Annotated in this window: 12 protein-coding genes; all 12 read right to left on the reverse strand. The window is 40.7% G+C overall.

Features of this window, described 5'->3' with window-relative positions:
* Nucleotides 1-12: 12 nt before the first annotated feature.
* Complete coding sequence (locus ACUNWA_RS07535; protein ID WP_445591282.1) at nucleotides 13-2,322, reverse strand: DUF5703 domain-containing protein; 2,310 nt, start codon at nucleotides 2,320-2,322, stop codon at nucleotides 13-15.
* 14 nt (nucleotides 2,323-2,336) lie between these two features.
* On the reverse strand, nucleotides 2,337-4,736 hold the full coding sequence (locus ACUNWA_RS07540; protein ID WP_445591283.1) for a discoidin domain-containing protein: 2,400 nt from the start codon (nucleotides 4,734-4,736) through the stop codon (nucleotides 2,337-2,339).
* A gap of 131 nt (nucleotides 4,737-4,867) precedes the next feature.
* A complete protein-coding gene (locus ACUNWA_RS07545; protein ID WP_445591284.1) occupies nucleotides 4,868-6,484 on the reverse strand; it encodes a sulfatase family protein in 1,617 nt (538 codons plus the stop codon).
* Nucleotides 6,485-6,638: 154 nt separating this feature from the next.
* Nucleotides 6,639-9,002, reverse strand: coding sequence for a glycoside hydrolase family 95 protein (locus ACUNWA_RS07550; protein WP_445591285.1), 2,364 nt, complete (start codon nucleotides 9,000-9,002; stop codon nucleotides 6,639-6,641).
* A 46-nt stretch (nucleotides 9,003-9,048) separates the two neighbouring features.
* The gene (locus tag ACUNWA_RS07555; protein ID WP_445591286.1) at nucleotides 9,049-11,454 is read right to left on the reverse strand and encodes a right-handed parallel beta-helix repeat-containing protein; all 2,406 of its coding nucleotides are present in this window, start codon (nucleotides 11,452-11,454) and stop codon (nucleotides 9,049-9,051) included.
* A 64-nt stretch (nucleotides 11,455-11,518) separates the two neighbouring features.
* On the reverse strand, nucleotides 11,519-12,082 hold the full coding sequence (locus ACUNWA_RS07560; RefSeq protein ID WP_445591287.1) for a hypothetical protein: 564 nt from the start codon (nucleotides 12,080-12,082) through the stop codon (nucleotides 11,519-11,521).
* A gap of 182 nt (nucleotides 12,083-12,264) precedes the next feature.
* A complete protein-coding gene (locus tag ACUNWA_RS07565) occupies nucleotides 12,265-14,025 on the reverse strand; it encodes a family 43 glycosylhydrolase (RefSeq protein WP_445591288.1) in 1,761 nt (586 codons plus the stop codon).
* A gap of 333 nt (nucleotides 14,026-14,358) precedes the next feature.
* Nucleotides 14,359-16,704 (reverse strand): DUF5703 domain-containing protein, encoded by a 2,346-nt coding sequence (locus tag ACUNWA_RS07570; protein ID WP_445591289.1) that lies wholly within the window; start codon nucleotides 16,702-16,704, stop codon nucleotides 14,359-14,361.
* An 83-nt stretch (nucleotides 16,705-16,787) separates the two neighbouring features.
* A complete protein-coding gene (locus ACUNWA_RS07575; RefSeq protein WP_445591290.1) occupies nucleotides 16,788-19,040 on the reverse strand; it encodes a glycosyl hydrolase family 95 catalytic domain-containing protein in 2,253 nt (750 codons plus the stop codon).
* A 215-nt stretch (nucleotides 19,041-19,255) separates the two neighbouring features.
* The gene (locus ACUNWA_RS07580; RefSeq protein ID WP_445591291.1) at nucleotides 19,256-20,923 is read right to left on the reverse strand and encodes a RagB/SusD family nutrient uptake outer membrane protein; all 1,668 of its coding nucleotides are present in this window, start codon (nucleotides 20,921-20,923) and stop codon (nucleotides 19,256-19,258) included.
* Between the two features lie 18 nt (nucleotides 20,924-20,941).
* Nucleotides 20,942-24,145, reverse strand: a complete 3,204-nt coding sequence (locus ACUNWA_RS07585) for a SusC/RagA family TonB-linked outer membrane protein (protein WP_445591292.1) — start codon at nucleotides 24,143-24,145, stop codon at nucleotides 20,942-20,944.
* A gap of 249 nt (nucleotides 24,146-24,394) precedes the next feature.
* On the reverse strand, nucleotides 24,395-25,369 hold the full coding sequence (locus tag ACUNWA_RS07590) for a FecR family protein (protein ID WP_445591293.1): 975 nt from the start codon (nucleotides 25,367-25,369) through the stop codon (nucleotides 24,395-24,397).
* Nucleotides 25,370-25,394 lie beyond the last annotated feature (25 nt).

Below are 25,394 nucleotides of genomic sequence, written 5' to 3' on the forward strand. Positions count from 1 at the left end.
GATTTTCATATTCTATTCTGTTAAAAAGTTTTCATCCCATATTATAACATCTCTCTTTCTGCTTTCGGGAAGAACCTTCAATTCAACTAATTTTCCATCTTGAATTTTTCCGTCTACGGTGGTGTTTTGTGGTGCATGGAGTTTAAATTCAACATTCCAGTCTTTCGGCCATGCCGGAGTTATAATAATCTTTTCCCCTACAGACTTAATCAACATCTGTTGCAATGCCGTTGAAGCCGAACCACCATTATCATAATCAGGAACCCAATCATTTTCAGCTTTCCAGAAGTAGGGGTATCGCATCGATTCATCACCATTCGTAAAATGAGCAACAACATCCTCTTGGGCATCCTCTGCAAAACCAACATTAGCCGCATGAATTGCATCCTGATACCAACACTTATTGCTTTTAATGCGACGTGTAAGATACGTATTCCGAGCAAGCTCTAATTCAGGTTGCCCGACACCATACAAAGCATATGGAAATACGGGATAAAGACTTGGATTTTCCTGATTAGATGCTTTACCGTACTCTTGAGCCGGTGCAATTCTCCTCACTCCGTCAATAGTATCAAATGGTAATTCGATCAGTTCTGTCAATGTTCTCCCCCATTGTTCCCGCATCTTTTTTGTGGTTAAGGTTTCCGATAAATTGACTAGGCGGGGTAAAACATAGCGTAAACCACCTATAATTGTACTCGGATTTCTCGCCCCCCAATATGTTTCAACTGCATGGGTTGGATAATATTGAATTTTACCATCTTTTCTTTCCCAATGTTGGTCAAAAAAAGTCATTATCTCAGAGGCGACAGGAACCAGGTATTCTTTTGCAAAACAACTATCTTGAGTATAATCAAAGTAGTCAAGCATCATAGCGCTTAGTTCAATTCCATTGTCCCAATAATTTTTCATGTAGGGATTATTCGGATTTGGAAACGATGCACTCTTTAGAAGCTCTCCTTCCGCAGGCTTTTCTTGTTGATAATAGAAGCAAGTATTACTATAAGTCCCCCAAAAGTATTGCGTTTCAGGGAAAAATGCCCCCTCGTGCCCATAGTAAGTTTGTGTTCTGTATTTTGCCAGTTCAAGGGCATTTTTATACATATCGAAAAACGGCATGATTAAATCTTGATCGCCACTTGCTAGCATTGGCCAATACAAATGACGATTGTTCTGAAACCAATATGCACCTCCCCATCTACGATAATCCGGGTCAAATGAGCCTTCCGACTGTCCAACAGTAAAGATTCCACCATTGAATTTTACAGGCATCGTTCCTCGTCCCGACGCAGCCAACTGATACCGTTGATGAATATATCCAGCCGTTACGGCTTCTGCTTCTTTATTGCCTGAAATAAAAATACTACTACGCTTCCAGAATGAGTGCCACCAGCCACAATGTTCTTCATAGGCATCGCTTAAATCTTTGGCTTGAATTTCTTTATCCAAAGACTTAATATCATTAATCCACTCCTCTTTTGTATGAGTTACTTTTGTCAGGCAAGTGATCGAAACATGATGATTTTTCTGTGCTGTAACAGATTTGAGTTTATTCTTCTCCCGTTTCATATTTTCGCCTGAAATCAAAGCTCCAAAAGTCCTGTTCAAAAGCGGATCTTTATTCTTCTCCAGATAACCTCCGAGTTCTTGCCCTTTCAACGTAACCGGGTAGATTGATTCGGCATTACGGTGAAACCAAATCAAATCGTCCATTTCCGAGGACTCTGGCACAATTTCATCGGCAAAAAGCTTTGGGTTGAAATATTTGAAAGTTCCCATATCAGAGAAAGGAATAAGATCAGCTCCTGATCCTTGGCGGTTCTCTTTTCTCCATAAATCCAAATTAACCTCACACTCTGATGCATCACTTCCCTGAGTTTCTATATGAACAACCGGATTGTTTGCATCTATCCAAACTTTCAAACTGGTAAACTTCTCATCATTTCCTAAACGAACTAAAAGTTGACCATTAACAATATCTAACTCTTGCTTAAAAGGGGTGTTCAAGCTCACCTCCTCAGGAAAAGCTTGAACACGGACAATCCCCAACTTGACCAAACGTCCTGCTTCATCCCATGAGTCGGTATGACTCAATAAAAGAACCAATTCTCCATTTTCTTGTATCCAAACATTGGCACCAATCTGGCCATTTCCAATCGGCACTGAACCCAACTCATTCATCCCCGGGGAGTCCCATAAAACATTGTACGATCTGTATTTCTCAAGAGTCACATCTTTTGCTTTCTTATGAGAGCACCCTGAGACAAACATCACAATGCCGAAAAGGACTAACTTTATCGATAGCACTTTTATAAAATTCATTGTCTTATTTCTATTTAATTTTCATATCCAAAAGCCTCAAATTCAGCCATACTAAATGAGTCTTTGTTTTTGCCAATGATCCGGATATAACGATACGGCTTGGGATGATTCAAAAACACTTCCCACATATTGCTGCACTTTGTATCTGTTTTATAATAAGATACAACTTCATTTTTAACCGCTAATACCGTGTAATCTTTGAATGAAGGATCGTTGGACGCCTGAACCTCATAACTTGAGCGGGATGCCGGCTCAAAACGATCTTTGACCGGAATAATCACCAATTTTTCCAGCACATATTCTGATTCCATATCTACCTGGTACCAAGATCTTCCCTTTGCATCAGCTGCCGTGTGCCAATACGTGTCCCAATTATTATCATTGCCATATTCTGCAAGATTGTCATCTTCCTCTGAAGAAACTGTTACCGGCTTATTTTTTAGTAAACTTTCATGTCCGTAGCTATGTGCAGCCAAATCCTGATAATCTTTTTCTAATCCGGCATTTTCCATAATGGCTAAAGCGGAATCGGGCCATGCATTATTTTCAATGTAATGATAATTGATCAACTGAGCACCTCCGGCACTTTTGCAAGGGGCATCACCGTAATTGTTTTCAAAAACCACACGATTCGAAGAAGCCATCCAAGCCCTGCAAACATGCTCTGCATTGGAGTCTTTGCTCACATTATTCCGCCAGTAGGAATCGTTGCTCCAGTTATCGGCATAGAATACATCCATCACATTACGACTAGAATACACCACATAGTTTTCTTCAACCAGGCAGTTCGGATAATAGCCATGGGTATAGAGTGTTCCGCCGTCACGTATCCCCCATTTGTGCAATGCCGAAGTACGCGAGATCAGGTTCCGGCGATAGGTCAGTCGGGCTATACCTGCTTTATGATGCGTTGGTTGATCACCAATGCGTGCGTGGATACCGGCATAGGCAATATCGGAAATATCGTTGTTTTCAATGATTACATCGTAGGCCGCAAAGGTATTAATGGCACTTGCCTGATAATAATCGCGCCCGATGTTACGAATCACATTGTTTCGGATTAATGTATGTTTACAGATTGTATTATCAGGACAAAGCAATTTGTTCAGATACCATTTGCCGGTACTGACTGCAGCTGCACTCAGATCGTAGAAAGAATTGCCTTCAATTCTTATCCGGGTTGTCCCTTCGTAAGGTTGAATTCCTGATGATCCCAAATGACGAAATACAGAATTATTAATCCGGACATCGTTCGCATAGTTTAAAACCAACTGACCGGGAACTTCGCTATCGTATTCTCCTGTAATTTCAGCCTGCGATCTTCCCAGCATGTGCTTTTCAGGGTACGTCCAGTTTCCATGTTGAAAAATGAGGCCATCAAATACAATATTTTTAATTCTTGCCTCAGGAGTTCCATTTAATTCAATAAGGCCTTCCACTACAGGCAGATAGGCATCTACCTTTTTCATATTTTCCCATGGCTGAGGGAAATAGTATATTTTGTTTTCGGTGGTGTTCAAACACCACTCCCCGGGCTCGTCAAGCTCCTCAATGGCATTTACAATGTAATGCCCCATTGCGCCCGATGCATCTTGCCAGGTAGTCCACCACTGAAAATCAGGATTTGGCAAACGAAAAATATAGGAACTGTCTGTTTCAATTATTTCTTCGACTGAAATTTGCATCATTTTGAAAACAAGCAAGGCATGTAAACTAAGATCTTTTACATTTGAATAAGTTTTCTGCATGTCGGCTTTGCTAAACTCAATGCCATCCAGCTTTTCTTCAGTTTCCGGGTCATTCCACCAATGCCTTGTGGGATGGTTACTGATTTCGGAACGTACTTTACCTTTCTGGATATCGCCAGACTTAGGAGCTGTTATAGACCTAAACGGCTTGTTCGAGATAGCCTGCTGTGTACGAATGCCATTGACATAGAGTTGCTTAAAATAGGGGGCATAACCTTTGTCTTCAGAAACATCTGCAACAAAGTAGTCTTTCCCTGAAACCTTTTTCCAGCCCTCTACTTTGCGACCTCCACAAATCACCGGTTTTTCATCAGTAAGGTTTCGGTAAATAACGTTGTATCCATTTGATCCTGAGTCCTCCGGCTTAAAGATTACTGTTTCATTCAAGGCATAACGCCCCGGAGCAAAATAAACGTAAAGATCAGATTTCATGTTTCTGTTCAGCTGGTGCTTGCGGATATAATCTCTTGCCCCTTCCAATGTTCTTAGGGCCGTTTCAGGGGTTAATCCATCAGCAGAATTATCTCCTTCTGGGTTGATGTAGATGGCCCTCTGCTCACCAATTTCAGATTCTGCTTTTCTGGCACTTAAAGCATCACAAGTCAAACTTGTGGTTAAAATGATCAGTCCTAAACAGACCAAATATTTACAATAACTAAATTTCATATGCTTAATTTTATATTTTTAAGATCAAACTACATGCGACTCACTATCAACTACGTAATTAATCGCAGCTGATTGATTAGTTGATTAATCACTAATACATTTCACTATTTGACAGTAAATTTTTCTTATCCCTAAAAATTATCATTTTCAGCTTCTTTCGGTTTAGGAAACTCCCTTATTGAACTATAGCGTTTATAAGTCTCAAATACTCCTTCGTCAGATCCAACCACGCGAGGGTCTCCGGTTCGTAACAACTCTTTCCGAAGCTCTTGCTTGAATTTTGCTCTGATTGAACTATACTTCTTATTTTCAATTAAGTTATTCAAACAAAAAGGATCTTCTTTGATATTATAGAGCATCTCTTCCGGCTGCTTCTCAAAGGCTAAATCAAAAAAAGGCCTGATCTCTTTCTCTTCAAAATGCTCAACCAAATAGGATTTTGTAGGACTTCCGTCCACATCAGTAAAAGCCCAATCACTATGATGTCCTCCCTGCTCATCAATACCATATAAGGGAAGAAGCTCATTTTTCTGGTCGGGATTCAAACGCTGTGGAGCACCAGCTGGCCAACGAGCCGGTTTCATGTTCCAGACATATATAAAATCGTTATCGCGAATAGCTCTCTGAGGGTACCCCAAGTTTTTCCAGCGGGAAGAAGAGTGCCTTTCTCTTCCTGAAAAAGCAAATTTACGAGAACGATCAATCATCCCATCCTTATCTGAAGTCAAGACTTTTACCAAGCTTTTACCTGTTACAGGCAGCATCCCGTCTGCTGTGGTTTCTGTCAGTTCAAGTATAGTAGGCGCAAAATCGATGAATGAAACCATATCCTCCACCACACGTCCTCCCGGAAATTTCTGGGGATACCGAATAGCCAAAGGAACGTGAATCCCGTATTCAACACATAAAGCTTTCGCCCGGGGAAAAGGCATACCATTGTCTGATGTAACAATAATGATGGTATTTTCAAGCTCGCCAATCTCTTCCAAATAATTTATCATTTTTAGCAGTTGCTTATCAAACCATTCTATCTCCATCGCATAATCAAGTAAGTCTCCACGGATTTCTTCCGTGTCTGGTAAGAAGGCGGGAACCTGTGCATCCTCAAGCTTTTTGCCTGATCTTTTCCAAGCCCCCTTTTCATACACACGATGAGGTTCGTAGCCACCATACCAGAAATAAAAAGGCTGATCATCTTTTCGACCAGACATAAATGCCTTGAAGTTGGCATAATAGTCTATTGATGACAGTCCTGTCGTTTCTTTTTCAGCCGCATCATAAGCAAGCTGATTAAATCCCTTTCCGGCTGCATTCTCAATCCGAAATGAATCTTCTTTTACATGATTACGATGATACTGGAAAGGCCCTACTCCTTTTCCGGTGTAGCCTGTTAAGTATCCATTATCCGAGAGTAAATCTACAAATGGGACATATTTGTCAAGCCATCCGGAAAAATGCTGACCGGATTGTTCATTTTGCCAATGATGCCGGCCTGTCACCAGCGAACTCCTCGAAGGAGCGCACCCCGGAGAACCCGCAATGCAATTAGAGAAATAAATACCTTCGCGAGCTACTTTGTCAAATGCCGGGGTTTTTACAAAAGTGCATCCTGCAAAGCTTGTATGAGCAAAAGACTGATCATCACTAATCGCAATAATAATATTTGGTCGCTTCGCCTTGCATTCCTCAACTGTTGTTGTACAAGCAACCATCAAAAGCATTCCTGATATTCCTATCGTTCTTTTCATTTTCCTTTATGATTTACATCATTTTAAAAATTCAATCTCTCCTCATTCCCAATCATTAGCACTGATATATGATAGAATCATTAACTTTCAGCAATAATTTCAAAGGAGTTTTCTATATATTGTCTATCTATTAAATGACAATTTCTTTAAACGTCTATAATCTCTCCAGCTTTCCATTGAAAGAATAGGACTTACCTGAAACTGTCTCAAAGTTGATTTCTTTATCCATATATTTTAAATTACAATCATGATTGCTATTGGAATAGACCGTAACCTTTTCTAATTGTCCGTTCTTCCAATACAGGTCTAACTCAAAGTTACCTCTGGCTTTAATTCCTTCAATATGTCCTTTTTTCCAGGAAGAAGGGAGAGCAGGCAACAAGTGAATTAAATTATTATGACTTTGTAATAACATTTCGGCAATACCGGCAGTACCCCCAAAATTTCCATCAATTTGGAAAGGAGTGTGCCCATCAAACAGATTGTTATAGGTTGAATGCTTCATTAAAGCATTAAAGTGCTTATATGCATTATCTCCGTCCAATAGGCGCGCATAGAAATTAATGATCCACGCACGACTCCATCCAGTTCCTCCACCTCCATGTTGAAGTCTTCGCTCAATGGTTTTCTGAGCAGCTTCAAATAAATCGACCGTTTCAGGCGTTATCGTAGTTCCTGGATGCAATCCTAATAGGTGAGACATATGACGATGTCCAGGTTCTGCCTCTCTGTAATCTTTAATCCATTCCTGAATCGTACCGTCCTCCCCAATCACAACAGGGGGTAACAATTTTTCGGCTTCATTGATCCGATCGAGCAATTTTTCTTCCCCACCAACAATCCGAGCTGCCTTTTTACAGTACTTAAAAAGCTCATTAATAATCTGAATATCCATGGTTGGAGCATAAGTTAGTCGTGTATGCTCATCAGAGCCCGGCAAATAAAAATGATTCTCGGGAGAGTATGACGGTGCAGTAACCAAGTATCCGCTTGGTCCTTCCACAAGAAAATCAAGAATAAACTGGGCATTCCCTTTCAACATAGGCCAAGCAATTTCTTCCAGATAAGTGGGATCGTTGGTAAATTCAAAATGCCTCCAAATAGGGAAGCAAACCCAGCTACCTCCTAGCGGAAACATGCCCCATTCAATACCATCCATAATGCCGGTTCGCCCAAAAGGGTCGGTTAGATGGTGCATGGTCCAGCCATTACAGCCATACATTTTAGCCGTATTAGGACCAGGAATTTGGCTGATTTTTTGGAAAAAACCAGCCATAGGCAACATCGTTTCCGAGAGGTTGCAAACCTCTGCCGGCCAGTAGTTCATCTGAAGATTAATATTCACATGAAAGTCTGAATTCCATGGCGCGTTTATGTGATGGTTCCAAATCCCTTGTAAATTGGCAGGTAAAATACCCGGTGAGCGCGACGATCCCATTAGCAAATAGCGACCATACTGAAAATAAAGTTCTACTATGTGTAGGTCTTCTTCTCCTGCTTTTACATTAGCTAATCGAATATCAGTAGGAACAGTATCCTCAGTTAATTGGGTTAATTGTAAATCTAAGCGATTAAAAAAAGATTCGTGATCGACCTTATGTTTCTCTTTTAATGTTAAGTATGATTGGTCTACCACCTTGTTTAATATCCCGGACACTTTTGAGGCGGGATCAATGGAGCGGTCAAAATCCAGTTTCTCCAAATTGTAATCCGTTCCAGCTGTTAGAATCACGGTTACTTTTGATATGCCACTAAATTCTAAATGATCATCCACAGCATTTACCGTTCCATCTTCATTAACAACCTTTAGCCGACCTTCAAAACACATATGCTCACCTCCTCTGTCATACTTAAGATCTGGCGCGTCAATAATTTGTCCCACCAACCGAATCTCGTTATCTGAAATTACTTGAGCAACTGCGCCTTGTGGCCTTGTTAAATTCAGCGAACCACTTAGTCCTTTAGGGTCTTCTGTCTCCAGGTGTATTACAATTACATCATCGGGAGCCGAAGCAAATGCCTCCTGAGTATAACGATAACCATTTCGTTGACACTCCACTTTGGTTACCCCAGAGGCTAAATCCAACGAACGCTCATATCCTGATATTGATTCTAACTCATCATTAAGGGTTATTAGTAAATCTCCCAAAAGCTGGTACGAGCGAATTTTATTATTCTCGCGTAACAAAACCTTACTTGCCAACTCAAATGCTTCTTTGTTTTTATCATTGAAGAGCAGTTCTCGTATTTCCGGAAGTTGCTCTGTTGCATTAGGATTTAAGTTGTTCTGCTGCATCCCCGCCCATATACTCTCCTCGTTTAATTGAATGCGAATCGTATCTATTCCACCAAACACCATCGCCCCCAATCGCCCATTTCCGATCGGAAGAGCTTCTTCCCATATCTGGGCTGGTTGTTTATACCACAAATGCAAAAATTGACTATGCTGCTCCTGTTTTTCACAAGAACTCATAAGTAAAACCGTTAGGCTTAAAAGAAAAAATAGATTTTTTGTCATTTCGATTTTAGGTTTTGTTGCTATTTAGGATTATTCTGATAGGTTCTTATTGTATAGCTACTTTCAGAAAAGTGCGATAAGGTGCTTTTATGCCAGCCTCTTTCTTAATTTGTTCAAAATCAACCTTTGCTCCGGAAAGCTGAGGCTGCTCCCATTGAAAAGTCAAATTTGTACTTTCAGGGGTTAGTGCACCCATTTTTTTATCTTTGATGGCTTCATTAAAAATCAGCAACTGATCAACACTATATCGAAGACAATTGGCTCCCAAATGTGCCACAACTAACTTTCCATTACCAGGCTTTCTTGTTTTTGCGATTTTCTTTTCTACCACAGCGCCATTAACATAGAAGCGAAATATTTTACCATCATAACTAATGGCAAAACGGTTTTGCGCATCTTCTTGCAATTCATTTTCGATAACCAACTGGTGATTGTTTTCTTTACCTCCTCCCACATTGAGATATGCAATAGCTTTGCCTCCTTCAACGAGCATTCCGTAATAACCATCAGTATCTGACTTCCCATTTTTACTGAGTACCCATTGTTGTTCGGTCCATCCACTCAAATCCAAAAAAGTAGATGGAAGCTTAAAATCTGCAACAATCGTAAATTCGCTATGATCGAGTTCTGGGCTATGAGCAAAAACAGGACGTTCTATATCCCAGTTAAAGTTGTTATCTTTCCAAGTGAAATTCCATGGACCTGTTTGACGGGCAAAACTAGTTACCTTACCACTCGTTTTACCAATTACATTACGCTCAAAATGAATATATCGGCTGTGCGAGTCCATGCCCATTCCATCCACCACACCATGTACGCCAGGGCCTTTCACAATCTGGTCAATAAAATTCTCCTGTAATATGGTTCCCCGGCTGGCTCCATTGTTGTAATAACCAGCGGCGTCTCCCATCGTTTGAGATGTATGGTGGATGTAATTACCAATAAAGCGGTTATTAAAATTATACGTCTCCACATGATCGGTCCAACACCAACCGTTACTGATACCACTGTTTCCGGTATAGCCAATCTCACAGTGTTCAATCAGGTTATTGTGGCTTTGCATCACACACAATCCAACAGCTGCCGGATGCACCTTGCCACCATCGTGGATGTAACAATTGGAAATGATATTGTAACCCGGTGCCAGGTCAAAAGGAATACGATCTTTCACCACATTCCGATCGGGACGTCCCAATAACAAACCACCACCTCCAAGATCAAACATCTCACAACCTTGCAGTTTGATATTAAAGCAACGTTCACCAATTCTCATTGCATAGGCACCCACATGATTGAAACGACAGTTCTCAAACTGAATGTGCTCAGCGTTCACTAATTCCACCGCCTGACCTGACCTTGGTGCCGCCTGTGCATCGGTATAGCCGCCTCTTGGATGATTGGGGAATTGTGGCAGCCCTTTTTTAATCTCTTGGGGCCATTGCGGAGTCATATCGTAAATACCTAAATTGTAACGGGCATATTTAAAGCTGATGTTCTTAAACGAAAGGTATTGTACTTTCTTCAATGAATCCCCTTGGAATGACATGAACTCGTTCAGGTAGGGAGCATAAATTTCCATCGTACTCGGATCTTCGCCTTCGGCAGTCAGGTAATGCACTTCTCCTTTCTTCCCATCGAGGTACCACTCTCCCGGCTGATCCATAGCGGCCGGAATATTCTCAACGCGGTAGCGCATTTCCTTTCCGAAGGTGCCAATGGGATAACGACAAGGCGAATTAAAATGGACGTCCTGCTTTACAGGATCTATTTCGCGTATGGTTTGCCAGGAACTCTCCCAGCTGTGATAAGTTAAGATTTCGGCCTCATCCCAATTTTCCCACTGTTGAATATCGCCTTTATTAAACTGAAAACCACACCGGCTTTCCCAATATTGCCCCGGCTGTTCTTCTCGCATTTTCTGATTCCAGGTATATTTCCCAACAATATCAGCATATTTAGAGAGTGGACCTTTTGTTTTTAAGAATCCGGTATTGGGAATCCGGGCGCGAGTCAGCCGTTTCTCTCCAGCAAACAACTGTCTGAAATACCAATCACCACTTTTTACTTCCGGCACGGAGGCTACCCAGTGATTATTCTTCACCTTTCTCCAATTAGTGATTTTTAGCCCGGCAGTGATGAACACACCGTCTGGTTCAGCTCCCTGAAAAATGACCGGTTTATCTTTTTCACCATTATCCTCTGGTGTAAAAACCAGTGATTCATCTAAGGTATATTCTCCCGCTTCAATCATTATACGGACACCTTTATCAGGCAAACCATCTTGAGCTTTTAACTCCCTCACTAGTTCCTGAGCCCGCTTAATGGTAGCCACCGGTTGTTCCTTACTGCCTGCATCATTGTTATTGCCAACAGGTGACACATAAATATTAACCTGCGCGATAACACTCAAATTAATTAAAAACAATAGTGCAAATCCTACTATCTTTTTCATAGACTTTTATTATATGAATATCTGATATCCCTACTCTAGAATTTATTTACATAAAAAACGATCCTCAATCAGTCACCTGTGCATATACTTCACAAGGCTTTCCTGTTGATTCCGAAGCCAGTTTAATCTTTATCTCCATAGCTCGTATTTGTTTAGCCCAAGGTTCCTCCAGCCATATATTCTCCACCACAAAACAATCATGATCTTCACATCTTTTATCAAAACGAATATGCTCTTCTCCATGTTGACCAATACCACAGCCATCTATTAAAATAAACTGTGGGGCATCAGCCAGTATGGCTTCAAGTACATGCTCATCTAAAAATGTTTGTGCTTCGCCATACTCCTTTGTTCCATAATTGTACTGCGCCATAGCTCCAGTATAAAGCACTAACGCTTTATTTTTGAAACTATAAAGGGCTAGATCTTTCATCGTAGGCATGTGCTGGCGGCAATCAATTACTTCTGCCGACACCTTATATTCCTTTTTCTTGGGTTGCTTTGTATAGCAGTCCATATGTGTACCTACATGCCCGATTGCATTCACAGCATCAGACTCAGATTTTGCCCATAGTATAGCTGGATGGTTATCTGTCAACTCTATATGTATTTTAATCAGGCTTTCCATCTTTGTTTTACTTTTATTCCTTTTCGGTATCAATCCAGCCATTTTATAATCAACCTAACCTGAAAGACATATAAAACAGACCTCTCAAGTATTCTTCCTTTCAGGTTTGGCTTGTTTTATTCTTGCGATGTGCATTTAGACCCAATTGGCTACAATTCGTCTAAAGTCCAGATTAACCTGTGTTATTGTTCTTTTCGGGTTATCGAATTTGACTTTCCAACAACGATATCACTAAGCTCAGCAATACCACTTTCATTGAATGCCTCTATTGCAAAATAATAGTTCATTCCTCTATTCAGACTCTTTAGTGTAATGTCATTCTGCTTATAAAGCATTACTGACTGATACAGTTTATCGGGCGCAATTCCATACCTGAGCACATACCCCTGAGCATTCTTAACATCATCCCACGATATATTCACTTCCCGCTCATCCTGAGGGTTTCTTTGCACTTTTAGTCCTTTCACTGTTCCGGGCAAATCACCAAAGGCATTCCCAAATACACGAAATCCTGATACAGCTACCTTTCCATCCGGCATTTTCAATACCGACAACCTCAGGTAGCGTGCAGCTATTTCTTCTTCAAGTTGATGATAAGCATGAGGAGTATCTTCTTTACTCTGGCTTTTATCTAACAACACCTGCCATTTTTTGCCATCTTTTGAGTATTCTACTTTATATTGGTAGTATATCCCCTGCTCCCGTCCATAAATGGAAGTTTCATGTTCGGCAAAATTGATTTGAACAGCATTGATCCGACTCCTTTTTTGAAGATCAAGCTCCAACCATTCATCACTTTCCCCCTCTGCTGCCCAATAAGTCCTCACATTTTCATCTACTGATTGCTGCGACTCATAACCTTCCAATTGCGAGGAAACCTTTGTAGGTTTATTGTACGACAACAACATCCAACCGGTAAAATCAGACTGTTTCGTTAAATCTCTCTCCTTTATAGGGATATAGTGTGGATAATCGCCATAAGCTGTACGAGTAAACAATACTCCATCCTGATCAAAATCAGCAGGAAAAATACACAAGCGACGTTCGAACATGTGCTTTACACTGATCACCATGGTGGTAGCATGCCAATAGTTATCGTATTTATCCTGAAAGGTACAACTGTGGCCAATACCGGTTGCAAAACCACCAGTTCGCCGGCTAAACGGACTATAAGGCGAATAAATAAAAGGTCCCAATGGACTTTCACCAACATAATATCCATCAGCATAAGTACGCACTTCAGTTCCTGGAACAGCATATTGCAAGTAATATTTACCATTAAGCTTATTCATCCAGGCCCCTTCAAGCCAGGGGGAAGTGTCTTTTTCATTGTTTTCACCGGGGCATTCCCAACCATGATCGGCCGTATCGCTGTCCAACATTATCTTTGGTTGACCGATGGGATTGAGCTGATTTTTCAAATCGAGTTCTATGCCATAAAGCGGATTCTTCGGTGAGCACCCCCAATACAAATACAACCGTCCATCATCATCCTGATAAAACGCTGGATCCCAAACAGGAAATGGGAACTCAGGATTTGCAATTTCCCAAACCCCTGAATCAGGTTTTGTTGTTTTAAACAAGGGGCGTTTTGATGTCGAAGAAGCTGCAAAATATAGCGTATCACCAATGGCAATTACAGCAGGTGCATAATCTTCTGTTGGCAAGCCAGTACTTGCAATAAAATCCCATTCAGCCAAATTATCAGAGCTCCAATAACCTCCTGACTTTGATGCAAAAAGGTAATACTTCCCTTTAAAGTAAACGACTGAAGGGTCGGCTGCTTCGCGATACGACACTTCAGCTTTTTCCGGCCTAAAACGGTAGTTTAAATCGATTGGATTGCAATAGGTTTCTTTCTTAAGTGTATCTGTTTGAGAACAACCACTAAACATTAAAACAAGCAACAATAACACACCAATTTCTTTCATTCTTAAAACCATAGTCCTCTGATTAAGCGTTTTATAGATCAACCCTTTTCTCCCAAAACTCCAAGAGTCGGTAATTCCTACCTTTTTCCCCTGCAACTATTTCTCTTCGAATAACAATCTTCTAAATACGAGTCAAGCTGTTCTGTACTGTTCTGTACAAATGTAATGAATTCCCCCTATTTAACAAGCACTAAAACATGACTGAAGATTGAAACTTTAGATTGACACTTATCGCTAATACCCGGAGATATAAGACTCTCTAATAATTCTATTCATCCCGCAACTCACACTATTCCTCATATTGCTATTTTATCTCACTACAAACTCTACACCATAGCCAGTTAGTTAATCTCGAACTAATTGGGGTAATACAACATCTTTTCTCCTTTCCGCAGGGCTTACATGTATTTTTTTAAATTCTCCATTAATGTACTCGACCTCGACCTCTGTTTTATTGGGGGCATGTAACTTAAACGAAACATCCCAATTTGTGGGCCAGGCAGGGAGTAAATAGATTTTATCCTTGAAACATTGCATCAGCATTTCCTGTAATCCGATCATTCCTGATCCACCCCAGTTATGATCTGGTACCCAGTCATGCCCCGGGCCCCAAAAAGTAGGAAACCTACGGTCAGAATCTTTCATTTTCTTTACATTGTACTCTGCAGCTTTATCTGGCAAACCCATTCGAGCATAAAAAATGCCATCCTGATGCCAACTTATGACCATATCCTTCGGGAATTTTCCATGCTTCCAGGTGTTTTGAAAAACTGTCATATCATCTCTTCCCAAGTAAAAGCGGTTGAAAGGGAACAATGGATAAAATTGCGGACATTCCACATTCTGATATCTCTCCCATGATTCTGCAGGCTTTAAAACTTTATCTCCCTCAATCTCCTCATATGAATATGACGGAATTCGGTTCAAATAAGCACGAAAATACTCTTTCTCCTCCTGGGTAAAGTAATCACCATCAAGTTCTAAGATTGAGCTAACACAGGCCTGCAGTCCCGCAATAAGATCACTTGGATTTTTTGCTCCCCGGTACGATTCGCAGGATGTGGACGGATAAATCACTAGCTTCCCATTATTATCCAAAGCTTTACCATTTCGCATTAATTGGCGCTTTTGATAATGTTCATCAAAAAAAATCAGGGCAGATTTAATGAACGGGATATATGCAGAGATATCTGCTCCTGAGTAACGGTGATATTCTAATATCATGAAAGCATGCTCTACCTGTGATTCCCAATGATACGAAACCGCAGAGTTAGCCATCACTCCTTTTTCAACCAGATCACTATACCCACGAAGAGCATTTGCCCGGGAATCGCCGAATGAAATTTCCTCTCCTCGTTTTCGATGGCTCTCTCCTTTCCAACCGTAGCCAGCACCAAAGGCTAACCCAGGGACATTCATATATTCGCTAAAGATTGATCCTTTGTGCCCAAAGTTTTTTTTCACCCTTGCTTCAGCGCCGCCCAGACCTTTACGATAAAGTTCGAATTGAGGGGTCATAACATCAAAATCCCCGGTCTTAAGCAATGGCCAGTAAAGCAGGCGTTGATTCTGGGCTGTAAATATGGCCCCTCCCCATGCTCGCCAGTCTGGATCATAGGCACGCTGTTCATCTACCAATACTGGGTCAAAAGTCAGGTTTCCACCGTTGAATTTTGTGGGATATTCACCAGAAATATTTCCACCTAACTGATAACGAAAAAGCTGATAGTTCCTGCCTGCCTGCCATATTTCATTCGAAGGATCCGGATTGTCAGGCATGATCTTAATCCAGCTGCGATTCCAAAATTCCTTCCACCAATCAACAGTTGCCCTCAAAGCTTTCTTATGGTTTGTTAAGGTTTTGTCTGCAAGCTGGTCAAGACCATTCTTCCACACTTCAAGATTCTCAGACTGGTCAATATGAGTAACAACAATTAGCTGATGTTTCTTTGCAGGCTTCTCACTCTTTAACTTCCATGCCTTGTATGGCGTTAACACATATTTACCTTCTTCCGTACCAGCAGGAATAAATCCTTTACCGGCAACAAATCCGCCAAAAGTCCGGTTTCTAATATCATCGACAATCTGATCCTGATATGCTTCCAGCCCCTGCTGCTTTATCAATACATCCGGAATTAATTTATCCTTCGGGTTACGATGATAAAACAAGATCCCTTTCCTATTAAAATCAATTTCATCCTTATGACTGATTACTTTTCCCGGATATCCCTCAAGGCTAAAAATCCCCCAACGTTCGCCGTACCCGCCAGGTTTACGTTCTTTACTTCCCGTGCGCCAACTTTCATATGATGCAGTTACTTCAACAGGAACATCCGAATCGATATCCGCATGAACAACCGGACTGTGCACATCTACCCAAAGTCGTATTTGAGTTTGAATATTCTTTCCTGCTACTGTTGTATTGCCGTTTATCTGCACATAACCCTCTTCCAGTTTAAGCTCCTGTTTGAAAGAACCTGCTTCTGAAAAAGGATTAGGCTGAAGCTGCAACCGCACACGGCCCAATTTCAAATACTCTCCATTTTCACTAAAGCTCCCGCTGCGTTGTATATAAAACAGTAAATCTCCATTTTCTACCCATACATTACAACCAATATCACCACCGACAAGCGGCATCGATTCGCTGCTGTTCTTGCTTTGTTCAGTCCAGATAATGTTGTAATCGTCCAAGTCGCCAGTTTGACATTTCCCGGGAACCAATCCCCAGCCCATGAAAAAGCAAATCAATACAAGTATTCTAACTACTATCATAATTAAAGTTGTTTTTTAAGCGTAATATTTTCTAGTTTTTCTGTCGATAAAAAGAATCTTTCACCTTCTAGTATTTCTGAATCCTTCCCATTTCTGTATACCTTCACTTTGCTTCCGGGCCAAGGATTCACTATTATACAAGTTTTCCCCTCTTCGCTCATTATTTTTACAAAGCTCACTTGTCCTTCTTTTAGTTCACTCGACACAAGAAAAGCTCCATAAGTTCTCAGACAGTGAAAGCTGGCATCTTTTTCTTTGGGCCACACCGGAAAAACACGAAGAACTCCGCCATGCCCCATACATAACATTTCGTTGATGGTGTTTGGTACGGTACTAAAATTCTCAATTCCATGCGGATTGTTTAATTGAAAACCATTGGGATAAGTATGTTCGATATATTTATGCATTTTTGTTAGAATCGTATCCGGATTATATCCCACACGCACTGCTGCCGGGAAGAAACTGTTAGAACCATTGAAATCGATCCAGCGTTGCATGACATCAATCGTATTGTGAGCAACCTGAAGCAATTCAGGATCACTATCCAAACCAATCTGCCCTGCCGGGTAAATATGTTGAACACCCAGTGTATTGTCGCCCCACCAGGCTGTTCCTTTCTCCGTATATCTAAAGACTTTTTTCCCGTCACGCTCCTGATATGAATAATCAGATAAATGATCCATTACATATTGCCATTTGTCTGTGCGCTCCGCATCTACCTCCAACTCCTTGCTCATGTCAATGGCCGTTTGCATAACCATTCTAACCAATCCCAATGAGAGAATTGGATTCTTGGTACCAACTGTTCCTTCATGAATGGCATCGTTGTAAATCACATAACGACCATCTTCAAAAGTCAAGTAGTTCTCCCAAAAAGTAGCAACACCTTTTACAAAAGGATAAACCATTTTAGCAAACTCCAGATCATAGGTGTGATAAAACTGCATAGCCATATTTACCACACAGTAAGCGGAGTTACTTTTTTGTCCGAAAAATAATCCACCTTCTTCTTCATTTCCGTCCTTGGTATAATGTCTAAATTTCTCCATCAATTCATTACGCCTGGTGGTCTCGATACCCTGGGGACCTATTCCCACTGGCAACATAATTCCCCCATCGATCCCACAAATCTTTTTAGAGTAATATTCACCCCTTTCTTTTTGGGCAAGAAGCGGGATTATACAAGGAGTAGCCTGCTCAATGTGATTGGAAGAAAAAAGTCCGTAAAAAGGTGCAAAATGATTGTAATTCAAGTGATAATCCCCATTCCAATAGGGACGCTCTTTGGTTATACAGGTTCCGAAAATAGAAGGGGGGAAATCTTTATCCCGGCTGAAGCTAGCCATGCTATAATTGGAAAGGTAATACTGTTTCTCTATAATTGAATCGTTAATGTCAATATAGGACTTAGACCAGAAATCTGCCCACCAGGCTTCATGGTTCAATTCAATCTCTTTAATTTCTTTATTGTCTATTCCTGCAAGTCGGTTTTTTACTTCTTGCAAACAATCATTGCTTTTAAAATTACTCGAAAAAGCCAACACGATTGTTACCGTTTTTCCTTGTGATAATTCGAAACTGTTTGAGTTTCTTCCGATAATATTTAATGCACAGGTTGCCTGTGTTGGAATATCAACATCTTCTTTAAACGCTCTTGAAATATAATAAATTCCATTTGTCGTTTTTCCACTGTCAGTTACTGCCGGAAAAACCAAATCAAGAGGAGGATTTTCAACAAAATCATTTCTGTCCGGAAGTTGAAGGTTGACTGTGCCCGACAATTTATCTTCTCCAGTAAGGCTTATTTCCAGCACCATTAAATCCTCGGTCGCAGAAACAAAAGTCTTGAACAATACCTCCTGCCCTGCTTTTGAGAATTTCGAAAAGGTTTTTGCCCCAAATAATTCTTGTTCTATCAGGTAAGAAGCATCCTTCAATGCCGGAATACTAATTTTCACTTTACCCAGAACTGCAGGGAAGGATTCGTTATACCCATTTTTCAATCTCCAGAAATCATTTCGGGCAATGTGAAAAACCTGTTGTTCCGGCTGACCCGAAATCGCCACTCCGGTAAAACCATTCCCTAGCATCGGCGCATCCACAGAATAAGGAACAGGAATTTTTTTTGGCGATTGGGTAAAAGCTACTTTGTGTTTTCCAACAACCTCTTTGGCTATGTTTAACTCTTCTTTTTGGCAACTAAAAAACTGAACAACTAGAATTAATGCAAATAGTATCTTTAAAAAAGGGCTCATTGCTTTTTATAAAACTGGTTTGGTAAGTATTCTTATGAAGAAAATTCTCAATCTCAAATAATAAGGAATCATTTTAATACTGATATCCTTTGACTACCTTCTAGTTTACCTGCTTCATAAACTAATTGAATACCGCTCTGCTATACTCCGAGATATAAAAAAGCCTTGAAACCTCAAAAAATAAGGTTTCAAGACTTTAGCTCTCTAAGTATCAATTAGTTTACATAACCCGGGTTTTGCTCTAAAACAGCTTCCGAGTTACGTTCAATTTCGCTGTAAGGAATTGGATATAACCCATTATGATCCTCAATGGTCTCGCCACTATACGGATTATATTCCCGGGTACGCTCTACAAGCATTCCTAAACGAGATAATGTAAGTCTACGCTGTTCAAAAAAGTCTAGTTCACGCATCCGCTCATCCAAAATATAATCAATATCTACATCTCCATCAGCTACCAGTGTAGCGTTGGCTCTGCCACGCACCTTATTAATGTCGTCAGCTGCCTTATCTTTTTGACCTTTTCCCAAGTATGCCTCTGCACGCAGCAGGTACGTTTCGGCCAAACGAATCATGTAACGATCCCGGTAAGTTGCCCCGGCTGATCCAAACATAACACCTGTTGCAGGGTCCTGAATCACCTCTGCAGGATGATCTCCTTTAGTGGTCAACTTTGTTGGATAAGCAAAGAACCATCTTAGCGTGTCATTTTTACTTAGATCGAGGTTTTCACTAACTTTCAGACCATAATAAGCTGAATTGGGATTATCAAAGACCCAATCGCGCTGTATGTTGCGGCTGTGGTTTCGAAGGTCGTTGTCCCAATCACTTTGCCAGATTTCATAGATATAGTGATCTGTAGGTCTGACATTCCCAATTCCACGTCCACCATTCTTAGATGTTGGTCCAACAAACCCATTGACCCCGTCCGGGTCTTTTAAATACCAGTAGAGTGGCACAATAAAGCGCTCAAATTGAGATTGTGCACTCCAGTGGTTTTTGGAACCACCTCCACCTGGAGTATCAAATTCTATTTGAATAACCCAAATTCCTTCCTTGTTACCTGCCGAGCGGTTCTGGTTGTTCCGCTGAAACAAATCCCAATAAGGATCTCCATCCTGATCAGCCTTAACACCAAAGCGTTCTGTCATCAAGGAAAAATTAGGATCATCAATCACTTTGGATGAAGCGGCAATGGCGTTATCCCAATCCTTTTGTGCTAGATAGATCTCGGTGAGCATATGATTCGCTGCCGCCTGACACAAACGTCCTTCAGCAGCTACATCCGATATTTTAGGTAAGTTAGTCGCTGCAAATAAAAAATCTTTTACACATTGAGCCAGAACCTCTTCTTTACTATTACGCACAAAGTCCCTTTTTGGAGAGCTAATTTCTTCCGTTACGATAGGCACTCCACCATAAAAGAAAACCAAAGTACGATAAGCCCAACCACGGAAAAACCGTGCTTCACCAATATGCTCGTTTTTCTCATCTTCCGTTAGATACTCAATATCAGAAATCCGATTCAAGATCACATTACTCAGATAAATCACCCGGTACATATCTCCCCATCTGCTAGATACAATTCCTGAAGTAGGCGTTAATGAGGAGGGGTAATCCCCAAATGCCCTTGTTGCGGGATTAATTCCTCCCATAGCCAAGTCGGTTCCAAGGTGAATATCTTCTCTACCTTCATGTCCATTATAAAAACCCCTTACAGAACCATATATGCCATTCAACGCAGTTTCTATATGTACTGGTTTGGTATAAGAGTTCTCAGGACTGTAAAAATCCAATGGCACCTCTTTAAGCACCTCCATCTCATCACAGCTAAACAATTGCAACGAGATCGCAACAACGAATAAAAATTTTAAATATTTCATCTGTATTTTTTCTTAAGATTAAAACTGCAGGTTGACACCTAAAGAATAACTTCTTAACACCGGATTGACTGCGCCGTCACTAATGCCAGCTCCCAGTTCCGGATCATTGCCTTTCCATTTGGTCCAGGTATGCAGGTTTTTTCCACTGACATACAGTTTCAGGCTTTTAATATATCCTTTAAACAGCTGTTTGTCGAACTTGTACGACAACGAAACATCCTGCAAACGTACAAAGCTTCTCTGCTTATAAGTATTGGGGCGTATTTTGGCAACATATTCCAATGCAGGATATTCAGCTCCCGGATTTTCGGGTGTCCAATAGTCCCACTCTTTGACAATGTTCCAGTTGGTGATATTGTCACCACCAGACCATGCTCCAACATAAGGGGTATTGTTGCCATAGTAATAGTTCTTACCCCCTTGAATTGAATTGACAAATACACGCAACGACCAGTTTTTGTAACTAAACTGGTTTTGAATACTGAATCGATACGCGGGTACGGTATAACCAATGATATCCCGGTCATGAGCTGCAGACACTTCTCCATCGGGAACTCCATCGGGTCCGGAAAGATCAACCAATCGATACCCACCCACATTATAGCCACTGGGCACCTCATCTCCAAGCTGGTAGATACCATCAATCACATAACTATAAATAGCTCCACGTGACTCTCCAATAAACAAGCCATTGGAAACAAGGTCATCTTCTTTACCATCTCCATCATCATCTTTTCCTAAAATAGAAACTACTTCATTGCGGTTCAATGAAAAGTTCAGGGTTGACTCCCATTTAAAATCAGGAGTTTTTACATTCAATGAAGTAACAGAAGCTTCCACTCCCCAGTTAGCCACTTCACCAATATTGGTTGTAACTGAACTAAATCCATCAATAGTTGGAATATTGATGTTGTATAGGATGTCAGATGTTTTAGTATCGTAATATTCAATATTACCATGCAGGCGCTGATTTAACAAACTAAAATCAATCCCCAGGTTCAGACCAGTAGTGGTTTCCCACTTCAATTCCCTATTGGGTAACCTACCAATAGCAATTCCAATGGCCGGAGAACCTCCATCGCCAAACACATATGAATTGTCGGAATTGACGGTAGCCAGTGTAGAATACCTACCAACAGTTCTGTTTCCGGTTTCACCATATGAGGCACGCAGCTTCAGGAAATTGATCCAATCGATAGGCTGCATAAAATCTTCTTCACTCATCACCCATGCTAATGCTCCTGACGGAAAGACTCCAAATTTGTTGTCTTCTCCAAATCCCGAAAATCCATCCCTCCGAACCGTAACGGTAGCCAAGTAGCGGTTATCAAACTTGTATTGCAGACGCCCCATGGAGTACAAACTGTTTTCCTCCCAGGCTCCCGAGTTAACCCGCATTTTATCAACTGAACCCGCTTCCAGCTTATTGTATCCCAAATCAGGATTAACAAATACTCCGGAAGAAGATTCTGTCCCCTCATATTCACGTGACTCGCGTCCATACACAAATGTTGCAGAAATATCGTGAATATCATTAAAAACCCTGGAGTAATTCAGAATATTATCGAAAGTCCAGTCGTAGGCAGTGCCATAGTCTTTATTAGCACTTCCGGTAAAGTTTTCTCCAGCCGGATTAAACCCAAAATTGCGACTCGTACGATAATTGTGCGAGAAGTTAAAACGATACTTCAAACCTTGTATAAAGGGCAACTTGATCTCTCCATTAAAATTGGCAAACAAATTTAAACGCTTGCTCAAATTTTTTACTTCGAGGCGCTGTAGCGGATTCGTAATAGAACCGGCCTGTGGGAAATAATCCAATTTGCCTGTTTCCGGATCGTATGGGGTTACGACAGGAGAGTGCAGGTAAGCGGTACGCATATCAGGAGATACGCCACTGTTATCTGCAGAGGTAACATAAGACTGTAAGCCGAGTTTCATCCAGTCGGTAATCTGGTTTTCGAAGTTGGCCCGAACGGTCCATTTCTTGTACTTGTCGTTGATAATATACCCTTCCTGCTCAGTAAACGAACTTGACAGGTAATAGTTGGTAAGCTCAGTCTGACCGCTAACGCTCAGGTTGTGGTTCTGAATATGGCCGTGATCGTTGGCGATCAAGCCATACCAATCGGTATCATAACCGTCGTCAAAATATTTTTTCACACCGGAGTGACCAAACTTTAACGCCACGTCAAAATCGGGATTTACTTGTAAATAATCATCTCCCATGCGACTCTCCTGCCAATATACATCTTTCACTTTCTGAATATACCCTTCCCTGTCGAGAGGTGTTAACCGGCTCGCAGGATTCTGAATGGTATAATATGAAGAGTAACTAAACTGTGGTTTTTCCCCTCGTTGTCCTTTTTTTGTGGTAATGATCATCACCCCATTGGCAGCCTCTGATCCATAAATAGCAGCAGAACTAGCATCTTTCAGAATATCCACCGACTCGACATCATCAGGGTTGATCTCCCCGATTGGACCTCGATAGATTACGCCATCAAGAATAATTAGCGGTGAAGTACTTCCACTTATCGAGTTGTAACCACGAATACGTATACCAGGACTCTCGCCGGCATCATTGGTAATACCAACATTCAAACCAGGAACAGAACCTTGTAAAGACTGCACAATATTAATGTTGGGCTGCTCACGGAATGCTTCAATATCGGCTTTCACAACCGCTCCGGTAAGGTCACTTTTCCTGGCGACCCCGTAACCAATCGCTACCACTTCCTCCAGGCCAATGGCATCCTCTTCCATCGTAATATTGAAAGATGATTGTCCTGCAACCTCAATTTCAACGGTCTTCATTCCCACGAATGAAAATACAAGCGTTGCTTTAGCCGAAACGTTTGATAAATTAAAATTTCCATCAAAATCAGTAATCGTTCCCGTAGTTGTTCCTTTAATCACAATGGAAACTCCTGGCAAGGAGCCACCTGAAGCATCCTTTATCCTTCCTTTTACATCAATTTCTTGTTGTAAAAAATTAGTCGGATTAGCATCGGCTTCTGAAATCGCAATGTATTTATCAAAGGCTTCATATTTCAGATTTAGTTTAGGGAGAAAAGTGTCCAGAATTTCACTCACAGTCTTCTTTTCAACGTCAATACTCAGAAGCTCCTTGTTTTCGATGTCTTCACTTTGGTAGAAAAAATGAATGTCAGTCTCATTTTCTATCTGTTCCAAAAGTTCGACAATCGAAAGATTCTTCATACTTAAACTCAGTTTTGTTCGCTGGCCTAAGGCATTTCCCGCAAATGTTTGCATAAGTGCCAGGAAAAAAATAAAAACAGTAATTCTCATAATACGTAAGAATTTCGACAACCTATATCGGTTGCAACAATTAAAAGTTTTTTTCATAAATTTGAAATGTTAGAAATTAATACAAATCTTCGGGCAGAAGATTAAACTCTAATTAACGGGGTCGGGAAATACTTCCAATATTTTCCGATCCCTTTTATTTCACATAGGCTTCTTTTTTAAATGAATTATATTCGGTTCTTCATGTCTTATGGTAATCGTATATTCTAAGTTTGAAGTAAATTCAAGAATATCAAGAATTTGATTAATTGGTTTGCTTCTTAGTATCGATCCGGAAAATTTAATCTCTTTTGCAGATTCATCGTCAAACTCAATAACAACATTATAACAGCGCTCTAAGCGCCCCGCTATATCGTTCAATTTTTCTTCTTTAAATAGCATGATTCCCTTTGTCCATGAGGTATAAAACTCAACATCAACAGCCTTCACATTTAATTCTTTACTTATGGAATTATAGACTGCATTCTGATTGGGCTTTAATTCAGCTATAGGCTTCCCCTTGTTTGTTTGTAGATTCACTTTCCCCTCAACCAGTGTAATATTTACTTCTTCCCTATTATCCAAAGCCTCAACATTAAACTGAGTTCCAAGAACCTCCACGGTCATATTTTCAGTAATCACATGAAAAGGACGATCTGCATTATGTTCTACGTCAAAAAAAGCTTCTCCCAATAATTCAACATCTCTATTCTTCCCATTGAAGTTCGATGGATATTTCAAACGGGTACCTGAATTCAGCCAAACATGTGTTTGATCAGGCAATATTACTTCAGCATTTTCGCCCAAAGGAACAATTACCTCGTTAACAGCAAATTTTTGATTTGCATTACCTTCTATCAGGTAGATTGACGCCCCTCCTCCGATAAAAGCTAAAATAAAAATTGCCGCATATTTAATCATATCAAGAGGAATCATTCGTACGATGGGGCGTTTCTCGAAACCTCTTCCTGCCAAGTCGTCATAATTTGCAAAAGAAGCATAGGCCCATGCATTTTTGAGTCGATTATACTCGTTTCTATTTTCGGGTGATGCTTCGATCCACTGAATAACTTCTTTTAATTCTGAGGGATCTGAAATTTGATTTAATGTATATCGTTTTAATTTTTCTTTGTTCATGAATCGGTATTTGTAAGTAAGTACG

The sequence above is a fragment of the Sunxiuqinia sp. sy24 genome, assembly GCF_052677165.1.

Bases quoted from the DNA above. Each gene is read 5' to 3' on its own strand.
- ACUNWA_RS07545 (WP_445591284.1), bottom strand. From the start codon at position 6,484: ATGAAAAGAACGATAGGAATATCAGGAATGCTTTTGATGGTTGCTTGT.
- ACUNWA_RS07555 (WP_445591286.1), bottom strand. From the start codon at position 11,454: ATGAAAAAGATAGTAGGATTTGCACTATTGTTTTTAATTAATTTGAGT.
- ACUNWA_RS07590 (WP_445591293.1), bottom strand. From the start codon at position 25,369: ATGAACAAAGAAAAATTAAAACGATATACATTAAATCAAATTTCAGAT.
- ACUNWA_RS07535 (WP_445591282.1), bottom strand. From the start codon at position 2,322: ATGAATTTTATAAAAGTGCTATCGATAAAGTTAGTCCTTTTCGGCATT.
- ACUNWA_RS07540 (WP_445591283.1), bottom strand. From the start codon at position 4,736: ATGAAATTTAGTTATTGTAAATATTTGGTCTGTTTAGGACTGATCATT.
- ACUNWA_RS07560 (WP_445591287.1), bottom strand. From the start codon at position 12,082: ATGGAAAGCCTGATTAAAATACATATAGAGTTGACAGATAACCATCCA.
- ACUNWA_RS07565 (WP_445591288.1), bottom strand. From the start codon at position 14,025: ATGGTTTTAAGAATGAAAGAAATTGGTGTGTTATTGTTGCTTGTTTTA.
- ACUNWA_RS07580 (WP_445591291.1), bottom strand. From the start codon at position 20,923: ATGAAATATTTAAAATTTTTATTCGTTGTTGCGATCTCGTTGCAATTG.
- ACUNWA_RS07575 (WP_445591290.1), bottom strand. From the start codon at position 19,040: ATGAGCCCTTTTTTAAAGATACTATTTGCATTAATTCTAGTTGTTCAG.
- ACUNWA_RS07585 (WP_445591292.1), bottom strand. From the start codon at position 24,145: ATGAAGAATCTTTCGATTGTCGAACTTTTGGAACAGATAGAAAATGAG.
- ACUNWA_RS07550 (WP_445591285.1), bottom strand. From the start codon at position 9,002: ATGACAAAAAATCTATTTTTTCTTTTAAGCCTAACGGTTTTACTTATG.